We start from the raw sequence: 22,256 nt of genomic DNA, 5'->3' as shown, positions 1-22,256 counted from the left end.
TTGGATTAGCTTAGTAGCGTTCCAGTACCAAATTCGTTTTCAGGGAATCGGCGGGAACCAGCCATCCTTTGGATTGCAGCAGGTTCATCAGCTTGGTGCGGTTGCTGGCGGCAACACTGTAATCCGAGGTTTTGAAGGAGATTTCGATAATATTTTCTATACCTGATCCGTTTGCGCTGCGAATAGGCCATACTTCAACGTCGGCATCCAATCCCTGAAAGCGACCCTCGTATTTACTGACCTGTACAGGACCGCGTACTCTGGAGTTTGCCAAGGTTTGTTTACCCCAATTGCTGTTTTTCCAGTTTTGCAGCTTGCCCGGAAGATTATCCTGCAATTGCTTTAATGCTTGATCTGGGGAAGGCAGAGCCAATCCTTTGGAGGCGTTTGTCTTCTTATCATTGGAAAAGCTTAGTGTTTGCTTGCTGTATCCCCAATCCACCTCAGCCTCATAATTATCATCAGATGCACTGAACCCATCTTTATTCGCTTGGGTGAGCGCCGCGTCGATATTTCCATTTGTGACCGTATAGCGCTTTTTGTAGGTTAATTCATAATTCTTTTTGTCCTCTTTTTTACGAAATCTCACGTTCCAGCCCTCGTCATTCAATTGCAATGAATTTGTATCAAAATACTCGACGCTCAATCGTTGTGCATCTTCGCTAATTTGAAACTCGTTCACGATGCCACTTTTTAATGAGCCATCCGCATTGAGGACCTGAGCCGTATCCAGTAGCAGCTTCACCTCATAGCTTGGTGTGGCATTGGCGGCAGCTTGTACCGGCTCGGCTCCTTTCCATCCTGTTACGAGCAGCACTGCACTTAGAGTTACTACCGACATCAATTTGGTGATACGAAGGCCTGTTTTCATTTCATCCTCTCCTGTTCGTCCGAATAGGTTACACGCTACACTTTACGGGTGTATTGTCAGTCGTATGTCAAAGCAAGAGGGTACTCCGGTTAAAAAATTACATAATTTCTATATGACAGGTAAGATTTAATCTTGGTTCCATGAACAATATTCGGTGAATCTGTGAATGAGCGCCGAGCGATGGCGGTCTTTGTTGCTGACCATATAGATGTACCGCTCAACAGACTGCCCCGGAATAGGTCTTACAACCAGTAAGCCCCGCTCAACCTCTGACTGAACGGCAATGCGAGAGACAAAGGAGATGTGTTCTCCCAGCATAACCGCCTGTTTGATGGCTTCCAGTGAATCCAGCTCCAGATAGGAAGGAAGTCGCCGACTCCCACGCTCCAGCCATTTGTCGGTCACGTGGCGTGTGCTGGATTCCTTGCCATGTAATACGAAGGAGGAAGAAGCGATAAGCTCGGGTGTCAAATCGGTTTCGTTGGCGAGCGGATGAGTGGGTGAGCAGATGAGCATCAATTCATCTTCGCCCAAGGATTCGGAGAGTAGCGTTGGGGATTGAAACGGCTCTGCCGAAATGATGCCAAGGTCAATTTCGTGGCGGGCAAGCATGTCCTTGATCACGGGCGCTGTTTTCACAGACAAGGCGATGTGAATGCCCGGATGCTCACGGGCAAAGCGGTGCAGCACAGCAGGAAGCAGGTAGGTAGCGGGTACATAGCTTGCGCCAATACGTATACTTCCCCGCTGGAGCGTATCGAACTCGCGGACGACTCGCTCAGCTTCAGCAGCCAGTGCATTAATTTTAGTGGCATAGTGCAGCAGCGCATTTCCAGCATCCGTCAGGATGATTTTACCCATACGTGTGTCAAACAGCTTCACTCCGAATTCACGCTCCAGATTTTTCATATGAAAAGTAACGGTGGGTTGCTTTAGGCCAAGAAGCTCGGCGACCGTGGTAATTTTATGGTGCTTATTCAGCAGCTCTACAATATGTAACTTTAAAAGACTTAAGTTCACTTAGAATGCCTCGCTTTCAGGTTAATCGAACAATCATGCCTATTTCTTTGGGGAGCAGCGTCAATCCCCTCTATATAGATTAAATCTATGAGTGTTAACACAATTCATTGAAATAATTAATTTTGTTTTAACTTTCCAATAACACAGGTTGCGAATTCAAGTTTTACACTGGGGTCAGTCAGAAGAACAGGCAGGTAATGCGATGAATCAGGATCTATATATTCACGGATTAAGTAAAACCTTCAGCCAAATAACAGCGCTGTATGAGACGAATCTGGTAGTACGACGGGGCAAATTCACAACACTGCTCGGACCGTCCGGCTGTGGGAAAACAACGCTCTTGCGCTTGATTGCTGGTCTGGAGATACCGGATACTGGCACAATCACGATGGGAGAGGAAATTCTTTTTTCGGCAGAACGCAAAAAGGATATTCCCGCCCATCTCCGCCACTTTGGCATGGTCTTTCAGGATTTCGCGTTGTGGCCGCATATGACGGTGTTTGAAAATGTGGCCTTCGGCCTGCGTGCGGGCAAGCGTGGGAAAGGGTTCGCCAGCGCTCGAGACAAGGAACTGCGGACAGTGGTGCTGGAGGCGCTCGACATGGTCAGATTGTCAGGGATGGAGGATCGGTATCCTCATCAGCTGTCCGGTGGTCAGCAGCAGCGGGTTGCCTTTGCAAGAGCGGTTGCTATCCGGCCTCGACTTGTTTTGTTCGACGAGCCGCTCAGTGCGCTGGATGCAGTGCTACGGGAGGAGATGCGCATTGAGATGCTATCGCTTGTGCGCGATCTGGGGCTGACCGCCCTATATGTTACCCATGATCAGATCGAGGCCATGTCAATGTCTGATGAAGTGGTTGTTATGAAAAGTGGGCATATTTTGCAGACCGGAACACCAGAGGTGATCTACAGTTGCCCAGCTCATACAGAGGTAGCGAGGTTTATTGGCAAATCCAACTGGCTGGAGTCGGAACGAACACTATTTCGTCCTGAACATGTCCGTTGGGAACAGGAGCAAGCGGATCAGCACGCTTTTACAGTAAAGATCCTGCATGTCAGCTATGTCGGCGATCGTTATGAAATTCGTATACTAGCCGAGAACGGCGAACAATGGACTGCATATCACTCCATCCGCTTGCCCATAGGTCAACAAATGCACATTTGGGTATCACCGCAACACATCCACCAACTTGAAGCATAGGGAAAAGGGGTAAATATAAGATGATGAATAGGCATGTTTTTCGTACAGGATGGAAAAAAGGGACGATGCTCGCATTAACATTGACTTTTGGACTCGCTGTGGCGGGTTGCGGAACAGCAACGCCATCCAAGGATGGGGCGCCAGATAATGGATCAGCAGGACAAGCTGAGGCGGCATCCACCGATCAGAAGCTGGTGGTCTACAGCGCAGGCCCGGATGGACTGGCGAAAAAGCTGGTAGCAGGGTATGAGGCGCAGAGCGGAGTTAAGGTAGAGTTGTTCCAGGGAACGACAGGAAAAATTTTGGCCCGCATGGAAGCTGAGAAGACGAATCCGGTAGCGGACGTGGTTGTGCTGGCATCGCTTCCATCTGTACAAGGCTTGAAAAAGGAAGGACTTACGCTGCCTTACCCGGAAGCCAAGAACGCAGACAAGCTAAATCCAGACTGGTCCGATAAGGAGGGCAACTACTTCAGTACCAGTGCTTCTGCTCTGGGCATTGCGTATAACACGAAGCTGGTGAAAACACCACCAACTTCATGGGCTGATTTGGCGAAGCCTGAGTACAAGGATCAGGTTAATATTCCCGATCCATCCCTGTCCGGCTCAGCGTTGGATTTTATGACAGGCTATCTGAGCGCCAAGGGCGATGGAGGCTGGACGTTGTTCGAGCAGTACAAGGCTAACGGTGTTGCTATGGCTGGTGCCAATCAGGAAGCGCTGGACCCCGTGATTACCGGAGCTAAAGGTATAGTCGTCGCTGCGGTCGATTACATGACCTACAAGGCAAAAGCCAAAGGCGAGCCGATTGACATCGTCTATCCGACAGAGGGGACGGTCATCAGCCCACGTCCTGCCGCAATTCTCAAGTCAACGCAGCATGAGCAGAATGCGAAGGCATTCATTGACTATCTGTTGTCGGACGAGGCACAGAAACTAGTAGCAGATGCCTCCTTACTCCCGGGCCGCACGGATATCAAAGCCGACAAGCGTGCCAACCTGGACGAGATTCCATTGTTGAAAACCAATTGGGAGTGGATGGGTGAGCATGGATCAGACGTGACGGAGAAGTTCACGCAAATGTTCAAGTAAGCCGATGGGAGGCTTATCTGTTAAACACCTCAGAGTGTGGTGTCTGACGCTGGCTCTGATCGCGCTTCTTTTCCTGATTGTGTTGCCGTTGCTGCAAATCTTTATCCAAAGTGTGTATGTTGATGAAAAATTTCAATGGGATGCGCCTTTTCGAACGTTAGCTGCTTCACAATTTATAGGAGTGCTATTCAGCTCGATTTGGCTAGGCATCTGTGTGATTGCAGGAACGACGGTACTTGCGCTTCCGCTAGCCTGGATCATGTCCAACACTCGTCTTGCACACTGGCGCTGGTTGGATGTCGTGTTGCTGATTCCGTTTATGACCCCGCCCTATATCGGTTCCATGGGCTGGATTCTGTTCATGCAAAAAAACGGATATCTGGAGCAGTTGTTCCCGGACCTGCATTTCTTAACGCCGTCCTTCTTCAGCCTTGGTGGCATGGTGATGATCATGAGCCTGCATCTGTTTCCATTCCTGTACCTGCTGCTGCGCGGGGCGCTGGTGAGGATTGGCGGGAGCCTGGAAGAGGCGGGTGCCGTAATGGGCGGCGGCTTTCTGTACAGATTCCGTCGAATCATTTTACCGCTGCTGCTTTCAGCTTACGGAATGGGCGCGTTGCTCATTTTCGTTAAAACGATTGCCGAGTTTGGCACCCCTGCTACCTTTGGGCGACGTATCGGGTATGAGGTCATGACTTCGGAAATTCACAAATATATTTCCAGCTGGCCCATAGATTTTGGCAAAGCGACGTCAATGGCCTCGGTGCTGTTAACCGCCTGCCTGCTCATGTGGTATGCGCAATCGGTGATCAACCGAAAGTTTACGTACAGGCTGGTAGGTGGTAAAGGTTCGCGTCCGTCCCGTCTTCGTATATCCGGCTGGACTACGGGGCTAAGTGTTGCATACATTCTATTGTTGCTCATTGCGTCCATTGGCATTCCTTATTTTTCAATTCTTTCAGCCTCGACGATGAAGCTGAGGGGAATTGGGCTCGCCTGGGATAATTTGACGCTCGACTCTTACAAGGAACTGCTGTCTTGGGGATCAGAGAGCATGGAGGCGCTCCTGAACAGTGTATTTCTCTCTTTGGGTGCTTCGACGCTTGCTGTGGTGCTGGGCACTTGGTTTGCGCTTGTCATTGGCGGCTCACGCACAAGAATCCAACGGACGGTTGATGCATTTAGCTTGCTTCCGAATACGGTGCCGGGAATTGTTATGGTGGTCGGCCTGATTTTGTGGTGGAACTCACCATGGATGCCGATCCCTTTGTATAACACATACGGCATGGTCATTCTGACGTATGTTATCTTGTTTGTTCCTTATACGGTGCAGTATGTCAAAAGCGCCTTTACGCAGGTGGACACTGGTCTTTTTCAGGCGGGACAGGTATTTGGCGGGCGACCGTCTTACATATTCCGCCGGATTGTGCTGCCGCTGATTGTACCGGGAATGCTCGCTGGTTGGATGATGACATTTACCATTGCTTCACGCGAGCTGGTAGGATCGTTGCTGATTTTGCCGCCATCCGTTCAGACGTCTGCAACCTACATATTTGCACAATTTGAGCAGGGACAGGTGTCACTTGGGATGGCGATGGCCGTCATATCGGTCGGAATGACCACACTGCTGCTGATCTTAATGGAAAGCTTAAACTCGCAAAGAAAGTGGAAATGATCATGACCAAGCTTAGGATTTGGGGAGGAGCGGGCGAACATGGCCGCTCCTGCTATGTTTTTGAAGGAACGCAGCATCGCGTCATGCTGGATTGTGGCGTGAAGAAGGAAGGAACCGGACAATATCCGATTTTTCCGCCGCAAAAGGCGGAGGGACTGACCACTGTATTGCTGTCTCATGCACATGAGGATCATTCCATGGCGCTCCCCTTACTGTACAAGTATGGATACCAGGGGGAGGTCTGGACGACCAAGGCCACCGCTGAGCAGCTAGGCTCCTATTTTCGCTCCTGGCATACTTATGTTGAATCGAGAGGAGCCGAATTGCCATACGACGTACAGGATATCCAATCCATTGCTTATCGCTATCTAGAAGATGAAGCGCCAGCAGGAGAATGGCTTGAGGCTTGTCCGGGTGTGAGAATCATGTGGGGACGCAGTGGACATTTGGCTGGTGCAGTGTGGTATGCGGTAGAAATGGAAGGGAAGCGGTTGTTTTTTTCTGGAGATTACAGCCGCGAATCTGAGCTTCTTGCTGCCGATGCGCCAGACTTGGGTGTTGGGGAGGGGCTGCATGACCTGCCTGAATGGAAGTCAGAGCCCAATCTAGCGGACATATCCATTATGGACAATGCCTATGGCATGGATATAGACCCGCAGCCTGTTAAGCTGGAGCGGCTGAGGGTCGAGATGGAGCGGATATTATTGTCTGGTGGTCATGTGTTGTTGCCGGTGCCTGCCTTTGGCAGAGGACAGGACATGATCGTATGGGCTAGCGAGCAATTCCCTACACAGGCAATGATTGTAGAGCACGATATATGGCAGGGATTGAAACAGTTAGACCGCTGGAAAGAATGGCTGCGTCCAGAAGCTCCAGCGCGAATAAAACATGTGCTAAACAGTGACAGGGTCTTCGTGCCTCGTGGTGCTGCTGAACGAGTGAGTCTGCTGGAACAGAACCCAACGGCTATTATCATAACAAGAGACGGCATGATGGATTCCCCACAGGCGCGCTGGTACTATCAGTTTCTATCGGATAACCGCAACATGGGGGAGGGTGAAGATAGCGGAGAAAGCATTAGCAACATTGTTATATTGACCGGGCATGCTCCACATGGTTCTTTTGGCAAACATCTGTTGGAACGTGCAGATCAAAATGACAGCTGTGTAGCTCGGCATTTGATTTACAAGGTGCATCAGGGATTATCAGATGTGCGGCAAATGTTGAAGGAGCTGCCTAGCAAACAGGTTGTACTCGTTCATGCGCCAAAGCTGCAGACTGACCTGGTACGAGATGAGTTGATAAGAGCAGGAAATCGTGGGTGTGAAGGTCCTGCCAGAAAAGTTCATTCTTTGGAGCCGGGCGCTACACTAGAGGTTTAGCATCACATCATCATTTACTTCGTGCCCTCCTGCATCAATCGGAAGGCATCGACTTCGCCAAGTTTAGTGGAGATAGAGCTGCGTCCAGCGCTTTTACGCAGGCGTAGCGGTGTGGCGGTACGCTTAAGCAGCGCTTTGATTTCTCCAGGCTCCAGTTCCGGTCTCAGTGAAAGGAGAAGTGCGATGCTTCCGGTCACATGGGAAGTAGCCATAGAGGTACCACTCATTTCGTGATGCTTGCCATGGATCCAGGAGGAGGTGATCTTTTCGCCCGGTGCGTACACATCTACAAATTGCCCTCGGTTGCTGAAAGGTGCGATGCGTCTGTATTTGTCAGTAGCACCCACTGAAATCGTCTGGGAATAGCGGGCTGGATAGTCAATACTTCGGCGCTTGCCCTCATTTCCCGAGGACGCTACAATCACGATGCCGTTATGATATGCTTTATTCACCATATCAAGTAGTGCCTTGCTGCGCGACTTCATACCAAAGCTCATATTGATGATATCGACACGATTTAATACACACCAGTCGATACCAAGAATGATATCGGAGACGTAGGCAGCTCCATTATGATCAAATGCTTTTACGGGATGAATTAAAGCCCGTGGTGCTACGCCGACCATACCTTCGTCATAGTTGGACGCCGCGATAGTTCCAGCAATATGAGTACCATGGCCGTTATCGTCATAGGGTAGCATGGTTCGGTTAAGCAAATTAATACCTCTGGCGAGAGAATGACGAAGATCAGGATGTTGAAAATCCGCTCCTGTGTCAATCACACCGATTCTGACCCGATTCCCTGTCGAGGAAGGCCAAGCCTTGTATGCACGTACCTGTTTGACTCCCCATGGCATGGAAAGGTTCTTTTCTGCTTTTGGTATATGAGCAGTTTCAGCGTGGACCTTCATGCGGGTATCTTCTTCAACGGTAACACCGTTGTGATATTTGCCTAGCCTGTCTCCCCCTGAAAGCGGAGCGATTAAAGCGCGGATTAGTCGGGCCGGTTGTACTTGCCGTAATCCCGCAAGCTCGGGTTTCAGCTTCCTGAGATAGGACAGGCATTCCCGGTATTGGTGAGGCTTATCGAACGTGATGATCTGTTTGTTCCGTCCACTGCCGGACGGCTCCGAAATACCCTCATGCAAACGCTGCAAAAAATCCGGATAGTCCATTTGAGACGGTCCCCCTCCGATGAGCCATGCTGAGGTATTGTATGAGCAAGCGTCAGCTGCGGCATGGGAAACCTGCCCCTTTTTTATGGAAATAGGCCTGCTTGTCGTGTCAAAGTGGCTGTGGACACATACGATACATGGAGGGCATAAGCTCTTGTGCAACAACTTTGGGGGGTTCTCCCGGAGCGGGTACAGTCGAAGACGGGGGGGACCCCGTCTTTTTATGTGTGCCGTCTTGTTTAGAGGGATATTACTGGAAATTATGACGATACCCATCTTTAACTTGCAATTTGCTTCCAAATAGGTTTTACTTAGTTTTGATAATGGATATGTTAGTATTGCATGTATCGTGTATGCTCTGAAACATGTTCTTGTGAATTACGTGTGAGAGGAAGTGTCCCTAGGTGAGTACCCCACTCAACTTGAAGATTGACCCGGAGAAAGTCCACGAGACTCCAATGGTGGACTTGGCATTTATGGTATTGAAAGCAGCCAATACTCCGTATTATTACCGTGACCTGATGAAGGAAGTCGCCAAATTGCGTGGCTTTTCCGACGAAGAAATTAATGACGTTATTGCTCAGCTATATACTGAAATCAACATTGACGGGCGTTTTGCCTGTGTCGGTACGAATCTGTGGGGCTTGAAACGTTGGTATCCGGTAGATAAATCCGAAGATGCCCTGACAGGCGCCAAGCGTCCTCGCATTATTAACGACGAAGACGATGACGATGAAGATGACTATCATGAGGAAGAAGAAACATACAACTCTGATGACGACTTCGATGCAGATAGCGAAGACGAGGATGGCGAAGATGAGCTGTTCGACGGAGAAGAAGATGATGATGATAGTGATGAAGACGTGGTTATAGACGATGAAGACCTCAGTGATGAGGAAGATTCAGAAGATGAAAATGACGATGAGTCGACGGAAGACGACGATTCGCTTCGTTAGGAAACAGGCTGTAAGGGGAGATGCGTTCTCCCCTTTTTCATGACCGTTTTCTTGAAAACCTCTTCTGATTTAAAGCTTTCAGGTGGATTCTCTCCAATCTGGTTCAATGGACAAATTAACACAGATAACTTCCTTGACAGCGGATTGGACACGGGGTAAACTATTGCTTGGGCTTATGATTGATTCACTTATATGTTTGCTTTTTGTATAAAAGTGCCCCGTACTACGGGAGTGCTTTTTTGTTTTTTATAGGGGTGTTTTCACTCATGAAAGAGGGCTAAGGGCGGCGGACATGGAAAATGATTCCGCTGCCTTCTTCATGGATGATAATCCGTGCAAACGGGTTACGATAACATCATAATGTCGCCTGAATTTTGCATCTTATCTAGGAGGGTTTTGAACAGTGACAAAGTATATTTTTGTGACAGGCGGGGTTGTGTCTTCCTTGGGCAAAGGGATTACGGCAGCTTCACTGGGGAGGCTTTTGAAGAACAGGGGACTGAAGGTAACGATTCAAAAATTTGATCCTTACCTGAATGTCGATCCGGGTACGATGAGTCCTTACCAGCACGGTGAAGTGTTTGTAACGGATGATGGTGCGGAAACGGACCTTGACTTGGGACACTATGAGCGCTTTATTGATATTAATCTGTCCAAGAACAGCAATGTCACAACAGGCAAGGTATATTCCAGCGTAATCAGCAAAGAACGTCGCGGAGAATATTTGGGCGGTACGGTGCAGGTTATCCCTCATATTACGAACGAAATCAAGGAGCGCGTGTACCGTGCAGGCCGTGAAGCAGGTTCGGACGTAATTATTACAGAAATCGGCGGTACTGTGGGCGATATTGAAAGCTTGCCATTTTTGGAAGCTATTCGTCAGCTCAAAAGCGAAGTTGGGCGCGAGAATGTAATGTACATTCACGTAACGCTCATTCCTTATATTAAAGCTGCTGGTGAGGTTAAAACCAAACCAACTCAGCACAGTGTAAAAGAATTGCGCAGCATCGGCATCCAACCGAATGTCATTGTTTGCCGTACAGAGCATGAACTGTCCTCCGATATGAAGGCAAAAATTGCATTATTCTGCGATATTGATGCGAATGCAGTGGTAGAATGCCGCGATGCATCAACCCTCTACGAGGTTCCGTTGAACCTGCGTGAAGAAGGCTTGGATGAAATCGTAGTTAACCACCTCAAGCTGACAACACCTGCACCAGATATGACCGAATGGGAAGGGTTAGTTGATCGAATCAGCAAGCTGGATAAAACGGTTGAGATTGCTATTGTTGGTAAATATGTTGCATTACATGATGCGTATTTAAGTGTGGTTGAATCACTTTCCCACGCTGGATTTGATGCGAATGCAGACGTAAAAATCCGTTGGGTGAACGCTGAAGAAGTGACGGACGAGAACGTAGCTGACATGCTGGGCGGCATTGGCGGCATTCTCGTACCGGGTGGCTTCGGCGATCGCGGAATTGAAGGCAAAATCAGTACCATTCGTTATGCACGGGAGCAAAAAATTCCGTTCTTCGGCATTTGTCTGGGTATGCAGGTATCTGTCATTGAGGTTGCCCGTTCCCTGGCTGGTCTCGAAGGAGCCAACAGTTCGGAAATTAACCCGGCTACGGATTATCCTGTCATTGACTTGCTTCCTGACCAAAAAGACATCGAAGATTTGGGCGGTACGATGCGTCTTGGCTTGTATCCATGCAAACTGGCGGAAGGTTCCTTGGCTTCGGCTTGTTACAACGACGAGCTGGTGTACGAAAGACACCGTCATCGGTACGAATTCAATAACGAATATCGTGAAGTTATTGAAAAAGCAGGTCTTCGTATTTCCGGTACTTCACCGGATGGACGCTTGGTGGAAATTGTGGAGCTCCCTGAGCATCCGTGGTTCCTGGCGGTACAGTTCCACCCAGAATTTACTTCCCGTCCGAATCGTCCGCAGCCTTTGTTCCGTGAATTTGTAAAGGCAGCATTGCAGCTTCAAGGTTAATGTTTGGGCTTGTAAGACCTCCTCAGGGAGGTCTTTTTTTATCCCATGCTTCCTGATTATGAAAGAATATTCCACAATTATGTATAAGAGCAGGATTTTCTTTTTGCAGGAGCGAATATAGTTTTAAGTATGGGACGGATATTGTACGTCATCGGACGCTGTTATGGCAATAGCTGCATGATCCTCGTTTTAAGATCTTAGGAGGTTAAAACATTGGAAAAGAAGAAAGTATTAATCGTCGATGACCAGAATGGAATACGGATTTTATTGATGGAAGTGTTCGGAAGTGAGGGTTATGAGACCTTTCAGGCGGCGAACGGAAAAATTGCACTTGAAATTGTTGAGAAGGAACCACCTGATCTGGTTCTGCTCGATATGAAAATTCCAGGTATGGACGGACTCGAAATTCTGAAGCATCTAAAAACCATGAATCCTGATATCAAGGTTATTATGATGACAGCATATGGAGAACTGGACATGATTAAAGAGGCGACGGAGCTAGGTGCGCTAATGCATTTTACCAAGCCCTTTGATATTGACGAAATGCGGATCGCTGTGAACAAACAACTCAGAGGTGATTAGGTGAGTCACTATGGTTGAGAACTCTGTTAACACAACAGGGTTTTTTGTTTGTGATTATGGGAAATACTGAAAGTAAATCCTCTCCTTATACAATTCTATGGAAAAACGGCGTCCTGGGCGTGATTTTTGTATGTGTTGATATGCAAAAGCTTGTTTAGTATTTAACATGGGTTGTGGTATAATAAGCCCGTATGTGATGTCGGCTAAAATATAGACAAACCCAAACACCTTTAGGAGGACTGTAACCATGCCATTGGTATCTATGAAAGACATGTTGAACAAAGCACTCGAAGGAAAATATGCAGTAGGTCAATACAACATTAATAACCTGGAGTGGACTCAAGCTATTTTGGGCGCTGCTGAAGAAGAAAAATCCCCAGTAATCTTGGGTGTTTCTGAAGGCGCAGCACGTCACATGGGCGGATTCTACACTGTTGTTAAAATGGTAGAAGGTCTTATTCATGACATGAAAATCACCGTTCCAGTTGCGATCCATTTGGACCACGGTTCCAGCTTTGAAAAATGTAAAGAAGCTATCGACGCTGGTTTCACATCCGTTATGATTGACGATTCCCACAGCCCGATCGACACAAACATTGCTACAACGAAAAAAGTGGTAGAATATGCTCATTCCAAAGGCGTTTCCGTTGAAGCTGAAGTTGGAATGGTTGGCGGTCAAGAGGATGATGTTGTCGGCGACGTAATGTACGCTAAGTTGGACGACTGTCTGCGTATCGTTAACGAAACAGGTATCGATACACTGGCACCTGCACTGGGTTCCGTACACGGACCTTACAAAGGCGAGCCAAACCTCGGATTCAAAGAAATGGAAGAGATCTGCAATGCAATCAAACTTCCACTCGTTCTGCACGGTGGTACTGGTATCCCAACACATGACATTAAAAAAGCAATCTCCCTGGGAACTTCCAAAATCAATGTAAACACTGAGAACCAAATCGTATTTGCGAAAGTGGTTCGTGAAGTGCTTGCTGAGAAACCGGATGCTTATGACCCACGTACATTCATCGCTCCAGGTCGTGAAGCGATTAAACAAACCGTTATCGGTAAAATTCGTGAGTTCGGTTCCAACAACAAAGCGTAATAATGAATCAACTGGTCGTGCGTCTGCACAGGCTAGATGAATTTTTTAGTTGTAACTGTAGTTCTACTGCACAAAATATTTAAATCTGTACAGTTGAATAGTTTGGTATGGAAAGCACACCGCTTAGCCGGTGTCTTTCCATTTTCACCACTAAAAAAGTTAAAAGTTTATGATTTGAGATTATTGTTTGAGATTATTGTTTGACCGACTGCAAAACACGTAGGGGGACCCTCAAGCTTATGGAAAAATTGATGATCACCGGTGGACGGCCGCTTCAAGGTACAGTTTCCATCAGCGGTGCCAAAAACAGTGCCATCGCCTTGATTCCCGCAGCCATTCTGGCAGAGTCGGAAGTCATTTTGGACAATTTGCCACTGTTGAGTGATGTGGCGGTGTATTCCGAAATACTGGAGGAACTTGGTGCAACGGTTACCTGGGAAGGTAGCCAGATGAAAATAGATCCTTCCTCTATTAAATCCATTCCTATGCCGAATGGGCCTGTTAAGAAATTACGAGCCTCTTATTATATGATGGGAGCCATGCTGGGCAGATTCAAGGAAGCGATCATCGGTTTGCCAGGAGGGTGTAATTTCGAACCCCGGCCCATTGATCAGCATATCAAAGGTTTTGAAGCGCTGGGAGCCACGGTTACGAACGAGCACGGCGCTATTCATTTGCACGCCAAAGAACTGCGCGGAACCAAAATTTATTTGGATGTTAGCAGCGTAGGCGCTACCATTAATATTATGCTGGCGGCAGCACGTGCCAAAGGCGCCACAATTATCGAAAATGCGGCTAAAGAGCCTGAGATTATAGATGTAGCAACCCTTTTAAACTCCATGGGGGCCATTATTAAAGGCGCCGGTACGGAAACGATTCGAATTGAAGGTGTGTCGGAGCTGCATGGCTGCCGTCATTCGATCATACCTGACCGTATACAAGCGGGCACATATATGATTGCCGCTGCGGCAACCCGTGGAAATGTATTGATTGACAACGTAATTCCCAAACATATGGAGGCTCTCACTGCAAAAATGCAGGAAATGGGCATCGGCATCGAGGAATATGATGAAAGTATTCGCGTACTGGGTGCACCTTCCTATGAACATGTCGACGTTAAAGCCTTAATATACCCCGGATTCGCCACAGATTTACAATCTCCCATGACCAGCTTGCTTACCCAAGCGCAGGGTGTCAGTGTATTGAGCGATTTTGTGTACAGCAATCGTTTTAAGCACGTTCCTGAGCTGGTGCGAATGGGGGCTAAAATTCGCGTAGAGGGTCGGTCCGCCATTATAGAGGGTGGTCAACTGAATGCAGCTAAAGTAAAAGCAGCAGATCTGCGCGCCGGAGCGGCCCTTGTCATTGCTGGACTTACAGTAAGCGAAGGCGTAACCGAGGTGACGGGTGTCGAGTACATTGACCGTGGTTATGATCACCTTGTCTCCAACCTGCGTCTTTTGGGCGCGGATGTATGGAGGCAGACTGAATAATTAAACCATGCAGTTTTTTCGAACTCCCGGAACGAAAACAATAGAACGGGCAACACCTATGCAGCCGCTGCTTGATAAAAGATTGTGGTTCATACCTAACAATCTTTTATCGGAAAACCGGAATAATTCGGTATAATCCAGGCAGGTGGCTGCATAACTTTATTTGTTTTGGTTAAAATTATGTTAATGGTGTTTATGATATCATTGTCTATCATTTAGATGTATGAATGGACTTAATAATTGAATAGGTGGTTATTATATGGATCTGCAAATTTCCGATCTGGAAGAAATGAAGCTGACCGACCTGTACAAGCTGGCCAAGCAATACCAGATCCCGTACTACGGAACGCTCAAAAAGAAAGAATTAATTTTCGCCATCCTGCGCGCACAAGCTGAGAAGAGCGGATTGATGTTTATGCAGGGGGTTCTGGAAATCCTTCCCGAAGGTTACGGCTTTCTGAGGCCGATCAATTATCTCCCGAGTACCGAAGATATTTACATCTCTGCTTCACAAATCCGCAAGTTTGACTTGAGGACAGGCGATCTTGTTTCCGGTAAATGCCGAACGCCAAAAGAGAATGAACGATATTTTGGATTGCTTCAAGTTAACGCCGTCAATGGAAGAAGTCCTGAGCAAGCTGCTGAGCGGCTACATTTTCCTGCACTGACTCCACTGTATCCGCAGACCAAATTAGTCCTTGAAACTTCCCCCAACCATTTGTCTACGAGAATTATGGATGTACTGGCCCCTGTCGGACTTGGACAGCGCGGACTCATTGTAGCACCTCCCAAAGCTGGGAAGACGCTTCTCCTCAAAGAAATTGCCAATAGCATTTCTACCAACAATCCCGAGATCGAGCTTTTTGTCTTGTTGATTGATGAACGACCCGAAGAAGTGACCGACATGCAGCGTTCTGTTAAAGGTGAAGTTGTGGCCTCTACATTTGACGAACTTCCTGAAAATCACATCAAAGTGGCAGAACTCGTGTTGGAGCGTGCACTGCGTCTCGTAGAACATAAAAAGGATGTTGTCATCCTGCTGGATAGCATCACACGTTTGGCTCGTGCGTACAATCTCGTTATCCCTCCTTCTGGTCGTACTTTGAGCGGGGGTATTGATCCGGCGGCATTTCACCGTCCAAAGCGCTTTTTTGGTGCGGCTCGGAATGTGGAGGAAGGCGGTAGCTTGACGATTCTTGCTACAGCGCTGATTGACACAGGATCACGCATGGACGATATCATCTATGAGGAGTTTAAAGGTACAGGCAACATGGAGCTGCATTTGGACCGCAAGCTGGCAGAACGTCGTATCTTTCCTGCGATTGATATTCGTCGTTCCGGCACACGCCGTGAGGAAGTGTTGTTGAATAAGGAAGAATTGGATACCATCTGGGCCATTCGTAAAAATATGACGGAAAGCCATGAATTTGTGGAAGGCTTCCTCAAAAAGCTGCGTAATAGCAAAACTAATGCTGAGTTTTTGGCTTCGTTTGATTTGACGGCACCTTCTTCCAGTGGCTCGCAAAGCAGTTCTGGTGGGCAACAACGGAGAACGGCGCGTTCTACCACAGCGTCAGTCCCGGCCACAACCAACTAAAACCCATCATGTATTTTATCTGTTCCGTAAGCACACAGTCGTTACCATTCATTTTGTTAATGGCGTAGGCTTAACGGAGCGAAAGGAGCTCCATAATGTATTTGGTGTATGCCGACGAAAAAGGCAATGTATATGATCATGCTTCTTTGTATGGGCTTGCCCGTAGTGCAGACATGATTGTTGAAATCATGGAGGATGAGCTTATTCCGTTACCGGAAGGAGCTACATTGGTAAGCCTACCCAGCACTCGCCCGGTCGGTATGAACCCTGAAACAGGGGAAATGGTTTCTCTTCCCGGAGATATGCAAGCAGTAGGGGCTTTATTGCCGCAAGGTTTTACACGCTTGTGCCTGCCGGGATATGTGAAGACCGATAAGGAGTACAAACTTCCCTTGTTCGGTTATTCGGCCGTAGTCTGGAAAGACGGGGCATTTTATGTAACGGCAGAGCAGAGTGACAGTCCATCCAAGTGGAATCCGGAAAACTGTGACCGTCATCAAGTTAAATTGGGTGTGCAGCGGATGACGGAGCAATATCCCGAAAATCGGCTGTACCAACATTTGTCTAACTGTGCGCTGGGCTACGAATGTCTTACTTCCTCGAACACATTCCTGAATCGCTGGGAAGGAGGAGTTCCGGTATCTTATTCTTGTAATGCGGGTTGCTTTGGGTGTATATCTGAACAGCCGGATGACAGTGGTTTCGTATCTCCGCAGACAAGAATGAACTTCCGTCCTCACGTCGAAGAAATTGTAGAAGTTATGCTGGAACATTTGAAGACACCGGAGTCCATCATCAGTTTTGGCCAAGGTTGCGAAGGTGAGCCTTCCACACAAGCCAAACTGATTATTGATTCGATCAAAGAGGTGCGTTCCATTACCGATATGGGATACATCAATATTAATACGAATGCGGGATTGAACGATCATATCCGGGGAATCGTGGATGCGGGTCTTGATCTGATGCGCGTCAGTACCATTAGTGCACTGGACGATCACTACAATGCGTATTACAAGCCGCGCGGTTACACGTTGGCTAATGTGGAAAAATCACTTCGTTATGCTTCCGAACAGGGAGTATATACGTCGATTAACTATTTAATTTTTCCGGGTGTAACTGACCGAGAGGAAGAAATTGAGGCAATGATTGAATTTGCCAAACGTACTAAGCTCAAGCTGATTCAAATGCGTAACTTGAATATCGATCCTGAAAGCTATCTGGAGTTGATTCCACCTGCTCAAGGTGAGATTCTTGGTATGAAGCAAATGCTTGAGATTTATCGTGAGGAGCTGCCTGATGTAGTCATCGGTTCTTACACTCATGTACCGCCACAAGGGCTGGCACGTCCCAAATTTGCCAAGGCCTAAAATGGTCGATGTAACTTGAAACACACCTATTTTATGCCATCTTTGAATGCAGAAAAGAGTTGTTGAAACGCTCATATTCAAGTGCTATAATGTGAACATGTGTTCATACAACTCTGGACTGATAGGACGTTCAGGGCGGAAAGAGGTGAAAGTTCAATGCAACAAGCTATTCAACCAAATTTTAACGTAACTAATGTCACTTGTGCTTGCGGAAATTCGTTTGAAACTGGTTCTGTGAAAGGATCTCTGCGTGTGGAGATTTGCTCCGCCTGCCACCCATTCTTCACAGGCAAGCAGAAATTTATTGATGCTGGTGGACGCGTGGATCGTTTCAAAAAGAAATACGGTATCTAATGGATTACCGCAGGTTATAAAGTTATTAGAGCCTTCTGCAACTGCAGAGGGCTCTTTTTGTAATAATGTGTATTTGCTTTTTATGCGGCCTTAAGATATACTTATTTTCACCGTGCTAGATGGGGAGGTAGCGGTGCCCTGTAACTCGCAATCCGCTATAGCGAGGTTGAATTCCTGTTAGAGGTGTTGTTGATGTGAGGCTGGTCCCTGCGCACAATGTTGACGGCTGGGTCCTCCGCAATGAGTACTTGTGAACCTGGTCAGGTCCGGAAGGAAGCAGCCATAAGCAGGTCCACTCTTGTGCCGGAGGGTTGCCTAGCCCGAGTTGTTGTTCAGGATTGCCGCTCGGATCACAACGATCAATAACAGGTGCACGGTATATATTGGTAATTAGAACATCTTGGCAATCATTGCGAAGATGTTTTTTTGTGTTTTATAAATTGGAAGGTGTCTGGTTTAGATTCGGACGGGAGTATAGTATAATGAAGTGACCATGAATGGTCATGAAAGTGAATGGGAAAGAGGGTAACGCGCATTGGAACATATAGCGTTGTACCGTGCTTGGCGGCCGCAGGCTTTCAAGGACATGGTAGGACAACAGCATATTATCCAGACATTGCAGAATGCCATCCGCGAAAATCGCACGTCCCATGCCTACCTGTTCAGCGGTCCACGAGGAACAGGTAAGACGAGTGCGGCCAAAATTTTGGCCAAGGCAATCAACTGTGAGCATGGACCTGCGCCGGAACCTTGCAACGAATGCGAAGCCTGTAAACGGATCACGGCCGGAGCGGTCATGGATGTACAGGAGATTGATGCAGCCTCCAACCGGGGCGTTGAAGAGATTCGTGATTTGCGCGATAAAGTCAAATATGCGCCCACAGAAGTGCGGCACAAGGTTTATATCATTGATGAAGTGCACATGCTGACGACGGAAGCGTTCAATGCGCTGCTCAAGACGCTGGAAGAGCCGCCGCCACACGTGATGTTCATATTGGCTACGACTGAACCACATCGGATTCCGGCAACAATTATTTCACGTTGCCAGCGGTTTGACTTCCGGCGGGTATCGCTGGAAGAACAGACAGAGCGGCTTGACCTGATATGTCAACAGGAGAACATACAGGCTGATTCGGATGCACTGCAGTACATTGCGCGTCTTTCAGATGGTGGGATGCGAGATGCGGTTAGCGTTTTAGATCAGATATCCTCGTTTACAGATGGTCGGGTTACTTATCAGCAGGTGCTGGATATGACGGGAGGTATTGCGTCCGAGCAATTCGGTAAGCTTGCCTTGGCATTGCTGAAAGAAGATGTGGGCACGGTGCTCCAAATGATCGAGAACTTTATGCAGGAAGGTAAAAGTGCGGATAAGTGCATGGAGAATCTTCTGTACTATTTCCGAGATCTGCTAATGATCAAGATGGTGCCTCAGGCGACCAAAATGACGGAGCGAGTGCTGGATCCAGAGCGATTTAAGGAAGTGGCAGATGCTTTTACCAAGGAGCAACTCTTTGCGATGATTGACACCCTTAATCGTTATCAGAGCGAGATGAAATATGCCGTACAGCCACAAACCTTGTTTGAGGTAGCTCTATTGAAGCTGTGCAGTATTCCGGGGGAAGCAGGAACTGTTGCTCAGCCGACCGCACAACGCTCTGGCGCTGCAGCTGATCAGGAAGATGTGGTAATGTTGAAGCGTCAGCTTGCTGAGCTGGAAAAGAAACTGGAGCGCGCGCTGCAAGGTGGATTGGGCGCTGGAGCGGGACAGGAAGCATCGTCGGGTGGTCGTCAGGCTTCCGGGGGGCGTGCCCCTGCTCCGCGGATTTCAGCGCCAGCCAAGCTTCCTTCTCAGTTGGATCGCTATATCGCTGAGAAGTCGAGCGAAGCATTCGCAGCAGCAGGACGTAAGTGGAGCCAGATTTTGCAAGGGGTAAAAGAGGCAAAAGTTACGGTTCATGCTTGGTTTATGGATGGTGAGCCAGTTTCTGTGTTAGAGGACAGTGTGCTGGTTGCATTTAAGAACAATATTCATCGTGAAACTACCGAAAAGCCTGCCAATAAGCAGGTCATCGAGAAGGTATTGCATGAGCAGTTGGGTCATCCTTATCGTTTAGTAACGATGATGCAAAAGGATTGGAATGCTGCGATTGAAGGAGTTTCCGACCAGCCTGCCGAAGAATTGCAACTGGAGCCGGAGCATGATGCGCCGGGAAAGTCCAAGGAGCCCTGGATTGATGAAGCTATTCAACTTTTCGGGGAAGACCTAGTAGTCATTAAAGATTGAATCAATTTTCTAGATGTATACTTCATTAAAGGAGATGATTGAAATGAACAATATGAACCAAATGATGAAGCAAGTGAAAAAAATGCAGGAACAAATGCTGAAAGCCCAAGAGGAGCTTGGCGGAAAAGTAATCGAAGGAACTTCTGGCGGCGGTGTTGTGACGGTGGAGGTAAATGGACATAAAAAAGTGTTGTCCATCACGATCAAACCGGAAGCTGTAGATCCTGATGATGTAGAAATGCTGCAAGATCTTGTGCTGACTGCTGTCAATGATGCTTTGTCCAAAGCAGATGAACTGGCTAATGATGATATGGGTAAATTTACAGGCGGCATGAAAATTCCGGGCTTGTTCTAGTCTGCTGCATAAAGGAGAAACACGCTATTGTATTATCCGGAGCCGATTGCAAAGCTAATTGATGCTTTTACGCGCCTGCCGGGAGTAGGGCCGAAGACGGCTGCCCGGTTGGCTTTTCACGTACTGAAAATGAAGGAAGATGATGTGATTGACTTTGCCAAAGCGCTGGTCAATGTAAAACGCAATCTTCACTTCTGTTCAGTCTGCGGCAACATTACGGACACAGATCCTTGTCGGATCTGTCAGGATAAGACGAGGGATACCTCCGTCATTTGTGTTGTTCAGGATTCCAAGGATTTGGTGGCTATGGAGCGTACCAAAGAGTTTAATGGTTTTTACCATGTGCTTCATGGGGCGATATCTCCTATGGAGGGAATTGGTCCTGAGGATATCAAACTCAAGGAATTGCTGAACAGACTCAGTGATGAACGCGTCAAGGAGCTGATTTTAGCTACGAACCCGAACATTGAAGGAGAGGCCACGGCCATGTACATTTCTCGGCTAGTGCGTCCTTTTGAAATCAAGGTTACTCGTATTGCTCATGGATTGCCAGTGGGTGGAGATTTGGAGTATGCCGACGAGGTTACCCTGTCCAAAGCGTTGGAAGGCCGTAGAGAGCTCAATTAATAGGTGTATTTATACGTTATAAATAGGGAGTCTGAAATGTCCTTTGGGCATTCTCGACTTACTTGGGGGAGCCGCTATGGCTCCTTTTTTATTTGCCGTGATAGATGGCAGTATAGATCGTTCCTGGTTCTAAGTTTGTCCTTAGTTCAATAAGTATGAATAAGGTAGTCTTGCAGACTGTGCACATAATTCAGCTTGTGAGGAGGATGAACGGATGTGGGAACGGATGAAACAAAATTTCCGTCGTCAGGAGAATGGCAAATCAGAAGCGGAGTATCGGCAGGAGTTGTTTGCCCAGATTCGGGCTTCGCATGCGGAATGGCTAAGAGCGCATCGTTTATTTCATGAAGCTACGGGTAAAGATGAGATCGACTACGCTATATTTGTTCTAGAAGCTGCAGAACGTAAATATCAGATACATTTAAAAAGCGCGAAACAGCAAGGCCTGCATCGTTTCCATCTGCCTGCAGATGAACCTGGGTATGCCAATGATACGGATCGTGTTCACAAGCGGAGAGCTGAATGAAAGGGGCGGTCTGGCTTGTTCTGATTGCCTGTGTCGGGATGCTACTATTTCTAATCTTAAAAAAACGTTTGGGTATCGGCTGGCTTGTAGTATTCGGGGCGCATATGGGCCTGGCAGCCATCGCATTGTATGTTATCAATTATTCAGGGTGGATTACGCAGGTGTACATCCCGATCAATCCAGTGACAATGGGGGCGGTAACGATATTAGGTTTGCCTGGGATTGTCCTTTTACTGGGATTGAAAATAGTATTATTCGGACAGGCCATATGAAAACTTAAATGTTATTGTTTCTATTTTTAAAATATAGTTGACGGCGAATTCAAAAATGTGATACATTAATTCTCGGCCCTTAAAGCCCGGGAATTTTTTGTGAGAACAACATTTGAATGAAATTAAAAAATAATTTTAAAAAAGTGTTGACTTAAATCCTGAATGTGTGTTATATTAATCAAGTCGCCGCTGAGATGCGGTGGTGAAACAAAGTAAGACATAATGCAGGTTTGATCTTTGAAAACTGAACAACGAGTGAGTAAAACGATTTTGTTCGCAAAATCAAACAAGAGATATTTTTATCTCGTCGGTTTCAAA

At 47.4% G+C, this 22,256-nt stretch carries 20 protein-coding genes and 1 other RNA gene; 18 read left to right on the top strand and 3 right to left on the bottom strand.

Translation table 11 applies throughout. The features are described 5' to 3' along the window. Window positions 1–10: 10 nt before the first annotated feature. Both NSS66_RS25930 and NSS66_RS25925 read right to left on the bottom strand, forming a co-directional pair. Window positions 11–871, bottom strand: a complete 861-nt coding sequence (locus NSS66_RS25930; protein ID WP_316243136.1) for a hypothetical protein — start codon at window positions 869–871, stop codon at window positions 11–13. A gap of 126 nt (window positions 872–997) precedes the next feature. Then, window positions 998–1,891 (bottom strand): LysR family transcriptional regulator, encoded by an 894-nt coding sequence (locus NSS66_RS25925; protein WP_075153535.1) that lies wholly within the window; start codon window positions 1,889–1,891, stop codon window positions 998–1,000. Between the two features lie 202 nt (window positions 1,892–2,093). Here NSS66_RS25925 and NSS66_RS25920 point away from each other — a divergent pair, with 202 nt between their 5' ends. The 4 genes from NSS66_RS25920 to NSS66_RS25905 are packed head-to-tail and all read left to right on the top strand — an operon-like array spanning window position 2,094 to window position 7,240. Then, window positions 2,094–3,092: an ABC transporter ATP-binding protein gene (locus tag NSS66_RS25920; protein WP_340960068.1), complete on the top strand. Its 999-nt coding sequence runs from the start codon at window positions 2,094–2,096 to the stop codon at window positions 3,090–3,092. A gap of 20 nt (window positions 3,093–3,112) precedes the next feature. Beyond that, on the top strand, window positions 3,113–4,183 hold the full coding sequence (locus NSS66_RS25915) for an ABC transporter substrate-binding protein (RefSeq protein ID WP_075153536.1): 1,071 nt from the start codon (window positions 3,113–3,115) through the stop codon (window positions 4,181–4,183). A 4-nt stretch (window positions 4,184–4,187) separates the two neighbouring features. Next, the gene (locus NSS66_RS25910) at window positions 4,188–5,858 is read left to right on the top strand and encodes an ABC transporter permease (protein ID WP_316243138.1); all 1,671 of its coding nucleotides are present in this window, start codon (window positions 4,188–4,190) and stop codon (window positions 5,856–5,858) included. Then, window positions 5,855–7,240, top strand: a complete 1,386-nt coding sequence (locus NSS66_RS25905) for an MBL fold metallo-hydrolase (RefSeq protein ID WP_053324365.1) — start codon at window positions 5,855–5,857, stop codon at window positions 7,238–7,240. Before NSS66_RS25910 ends, NSS66_RS25905 begins: the two co-directional genes overlap by 4 nt. A gap of 14 nt (window positions 7,241–7,254) precedes the next feature. Here NSS66_RS25905 and NSS66_RS25900 read toward each other — a convergent pair whose 3' ends face one another. Continuing rightward, a complete protein-coding gene (locus NSS66_RS25900; RefSeq protein WP_053324366.1) occupies window positions 7,255–8,415 on the bottom strand; it encodes a S8 family peptidase in 1,161 nt (386 codons plus the stop codon). 404 nt (window positions 8,416–8,819) lie between these two features. Between NSS66_RS25900 and rpoE the strand changes: the two genes are divergently transcribed. From rpoE to NSS66_RS25830, 14 genes are all read left to right on the top strand, one after another. After that, window positions 8,820–9,371 carry a DNA-directed RNA polymerase subunit delta gene (gene rpoE / locus NSS66_RS25895; protein ID WP_013308216.1) on the top strand — a complete coding sequence of 184 codons (552 nt, stop codon included), beginning with the start codon at window positions 8,820–8,822 and terminating at the stop codon, window positions 9,369–9,371. A 403-nt stretch (window positions 9,372–9,774) separates the two neighbouring features. Continuing rightward, window positions 9,775–11,376, top strand: coding sequence for a CTP synthase (locus NSS66_RS25890; RefSeq protein ID WP_028542570.1), 1,602 nt, complete (start codon window positions 9,775–9,777; stop codon window positions 11,374–11,376). 213 nt (window positions 11,377–11,589) lie between these two features. Beyond that, window positions 11,590–11,958 (top strand): response regulator, encoded by a 369-nt coding sequence (locus tag NSS66_RS25885; protein WP_013308218.1) that lies wholly within the window; start codon window positions 11,590–11,592, stop codon window positions 11,956–11,958. 247 nt (window positions 11,959–12,205) lie between these two features. Further along, window positions 12,206–13,060: a class II fructose-1,6-bisphosphate aldolase gene (fba, locus tag NSS66_RS25880; protein WP_013308219.1), complete on the top strand. Its 855-nt coding sequence runs from the start codon at window positions 12,206–12,208 to the stop codon at window positions 13,058–13,060. A 239-nt stretch (window positions 13,061–13,299) separates the two neighbouring features. Continuing rightward, a complete protein-coding gene (locus NSS66_RS25875; RefSeq protein WP_013308220.1) occupies window positions 13,300–14,553 on the top strand; it encodes a UDP-N-acetylglucosamine 1-carboxyvinyltransferase in 1,254 nt (417 codons plus the stop codon). Window positions 14,554–14,812: 259 nt separating this feature from the next. Further along, a complete protein-coding gene (rho, locus tag NSS66_RS25870; RefSeq protein WP_028542569.1) occupies window positions 14,813–16,150 on the top strand; it encodes a transcription termination factor Rho in 1,338 nt (445 codons plus the stop codon). 95 nt (window positions 16,151–16,245) lie between these two features. Next, window positions 16,246–17,517 (top strand): radical SAM protein, encoded by a 1,272-nt coding sequence (locus NSS66_RS25865; protein WP_076295929.1) that lies wholly within the window; start codon window positions 16,246–16,248, stop codon window positions 17,515–17,517. 156 nt (window positions 17,518–17,673) lie between these two features. Next, complete coding sequence (gene rpmE / locus NSS66_RS25860; protein ID WP_025719104.1) at window positions 17,674–17,871, top strand: 50S ribosomal protein L31; 198 nt, start codon at window positions 17,674–17,676, stop codon at window positions 17,869–17,871. A 110-nt stretch (window positions 17,872–17,981) separates the two neighbouring features. Continuing rightward, window positions 17,982–18,248, top strand: an RNA gene (gene ffs / locus NSS66_RS25855) — signal recognition particle sRNA large type. A gap of 158 nt (window positions 18,249–18,406) precedes the next feature. Next, entirely contained in the window at window positions 18,407–20,158 is a 1,752-nt protein-coding gene (dnaX, locus tag NSS66_RS25850; RefSeq protein WP_028542567.1) for a DNA polymerase III subunit gamma/tau, read from the top strand. Between the two features lie 43 nt (window positions 20,159–20,201). Further along, window positions 20,202–20,513, top strand: a complete 312-nt coding sequence (locus tag NSS66_RS25845) for a YbaB/EbfC family nucleoid-associated protein (RefSeq protein ID WP_013308226.1) — start codon at window positions 20,202–20,204, stop codon at window positions 20,511–20,513. A gap of 27 nt (window positions 20,514–20,540) precedes the next feature. Beyond that, window positions 20,541–21,140, top strand: coding sequence for a recombination mediator RecR (recR, locus tag NSS66_RS25840; RefSeq protein WP_013308227.1), 600 nt, complete (start codon window positions 20,541–20,543; stop codon window positions 21,138–21,140). A 214-nt stretch (window positions 21,141–21,354) separates the two neighbouring features. Beyond that, window positions 21,355–21,666, top strand: a complete 312-nt coding sequence (locus NSS66_RS25835) for a DUF2508 family protein (protein WP_025676300.1) — start codon at window positions 21,355–21,357, stop codon at window positions 21,664–21,666. After that, a complete protein-coding gene (locus NSS66_RS25830; protein WP_025719099.1) occupies window positions 21,663–21,938 on the top strand; it encodes a pro-sigmaK processing inhibitor BofA family protein in 276 nt (91 codons plus the stop codon). Before NSS66_RS25835 ends, NSS66_RS25830 begins: the two co-directional genes overlap by 4 nt. Window positions 21,939–22,256 lie beyond the last annotated feature (318 nt).

The organism is Paenibacillus sp. FSL R10-2748 (genome assembly GCF_038005565.1).
GTDB classification, from domain to species: Bacteria; Bacillota; Bacilli; order Paenibacillales; family Paenibacillaceae; genus Paenibacillus; species Paenibacillus polymyxa_B.
The sequence above is the reverse complement of the archived record's forward strand: the minus strand, read 5'-3'. Positions and strand labels throughout refer to the sequence as shown.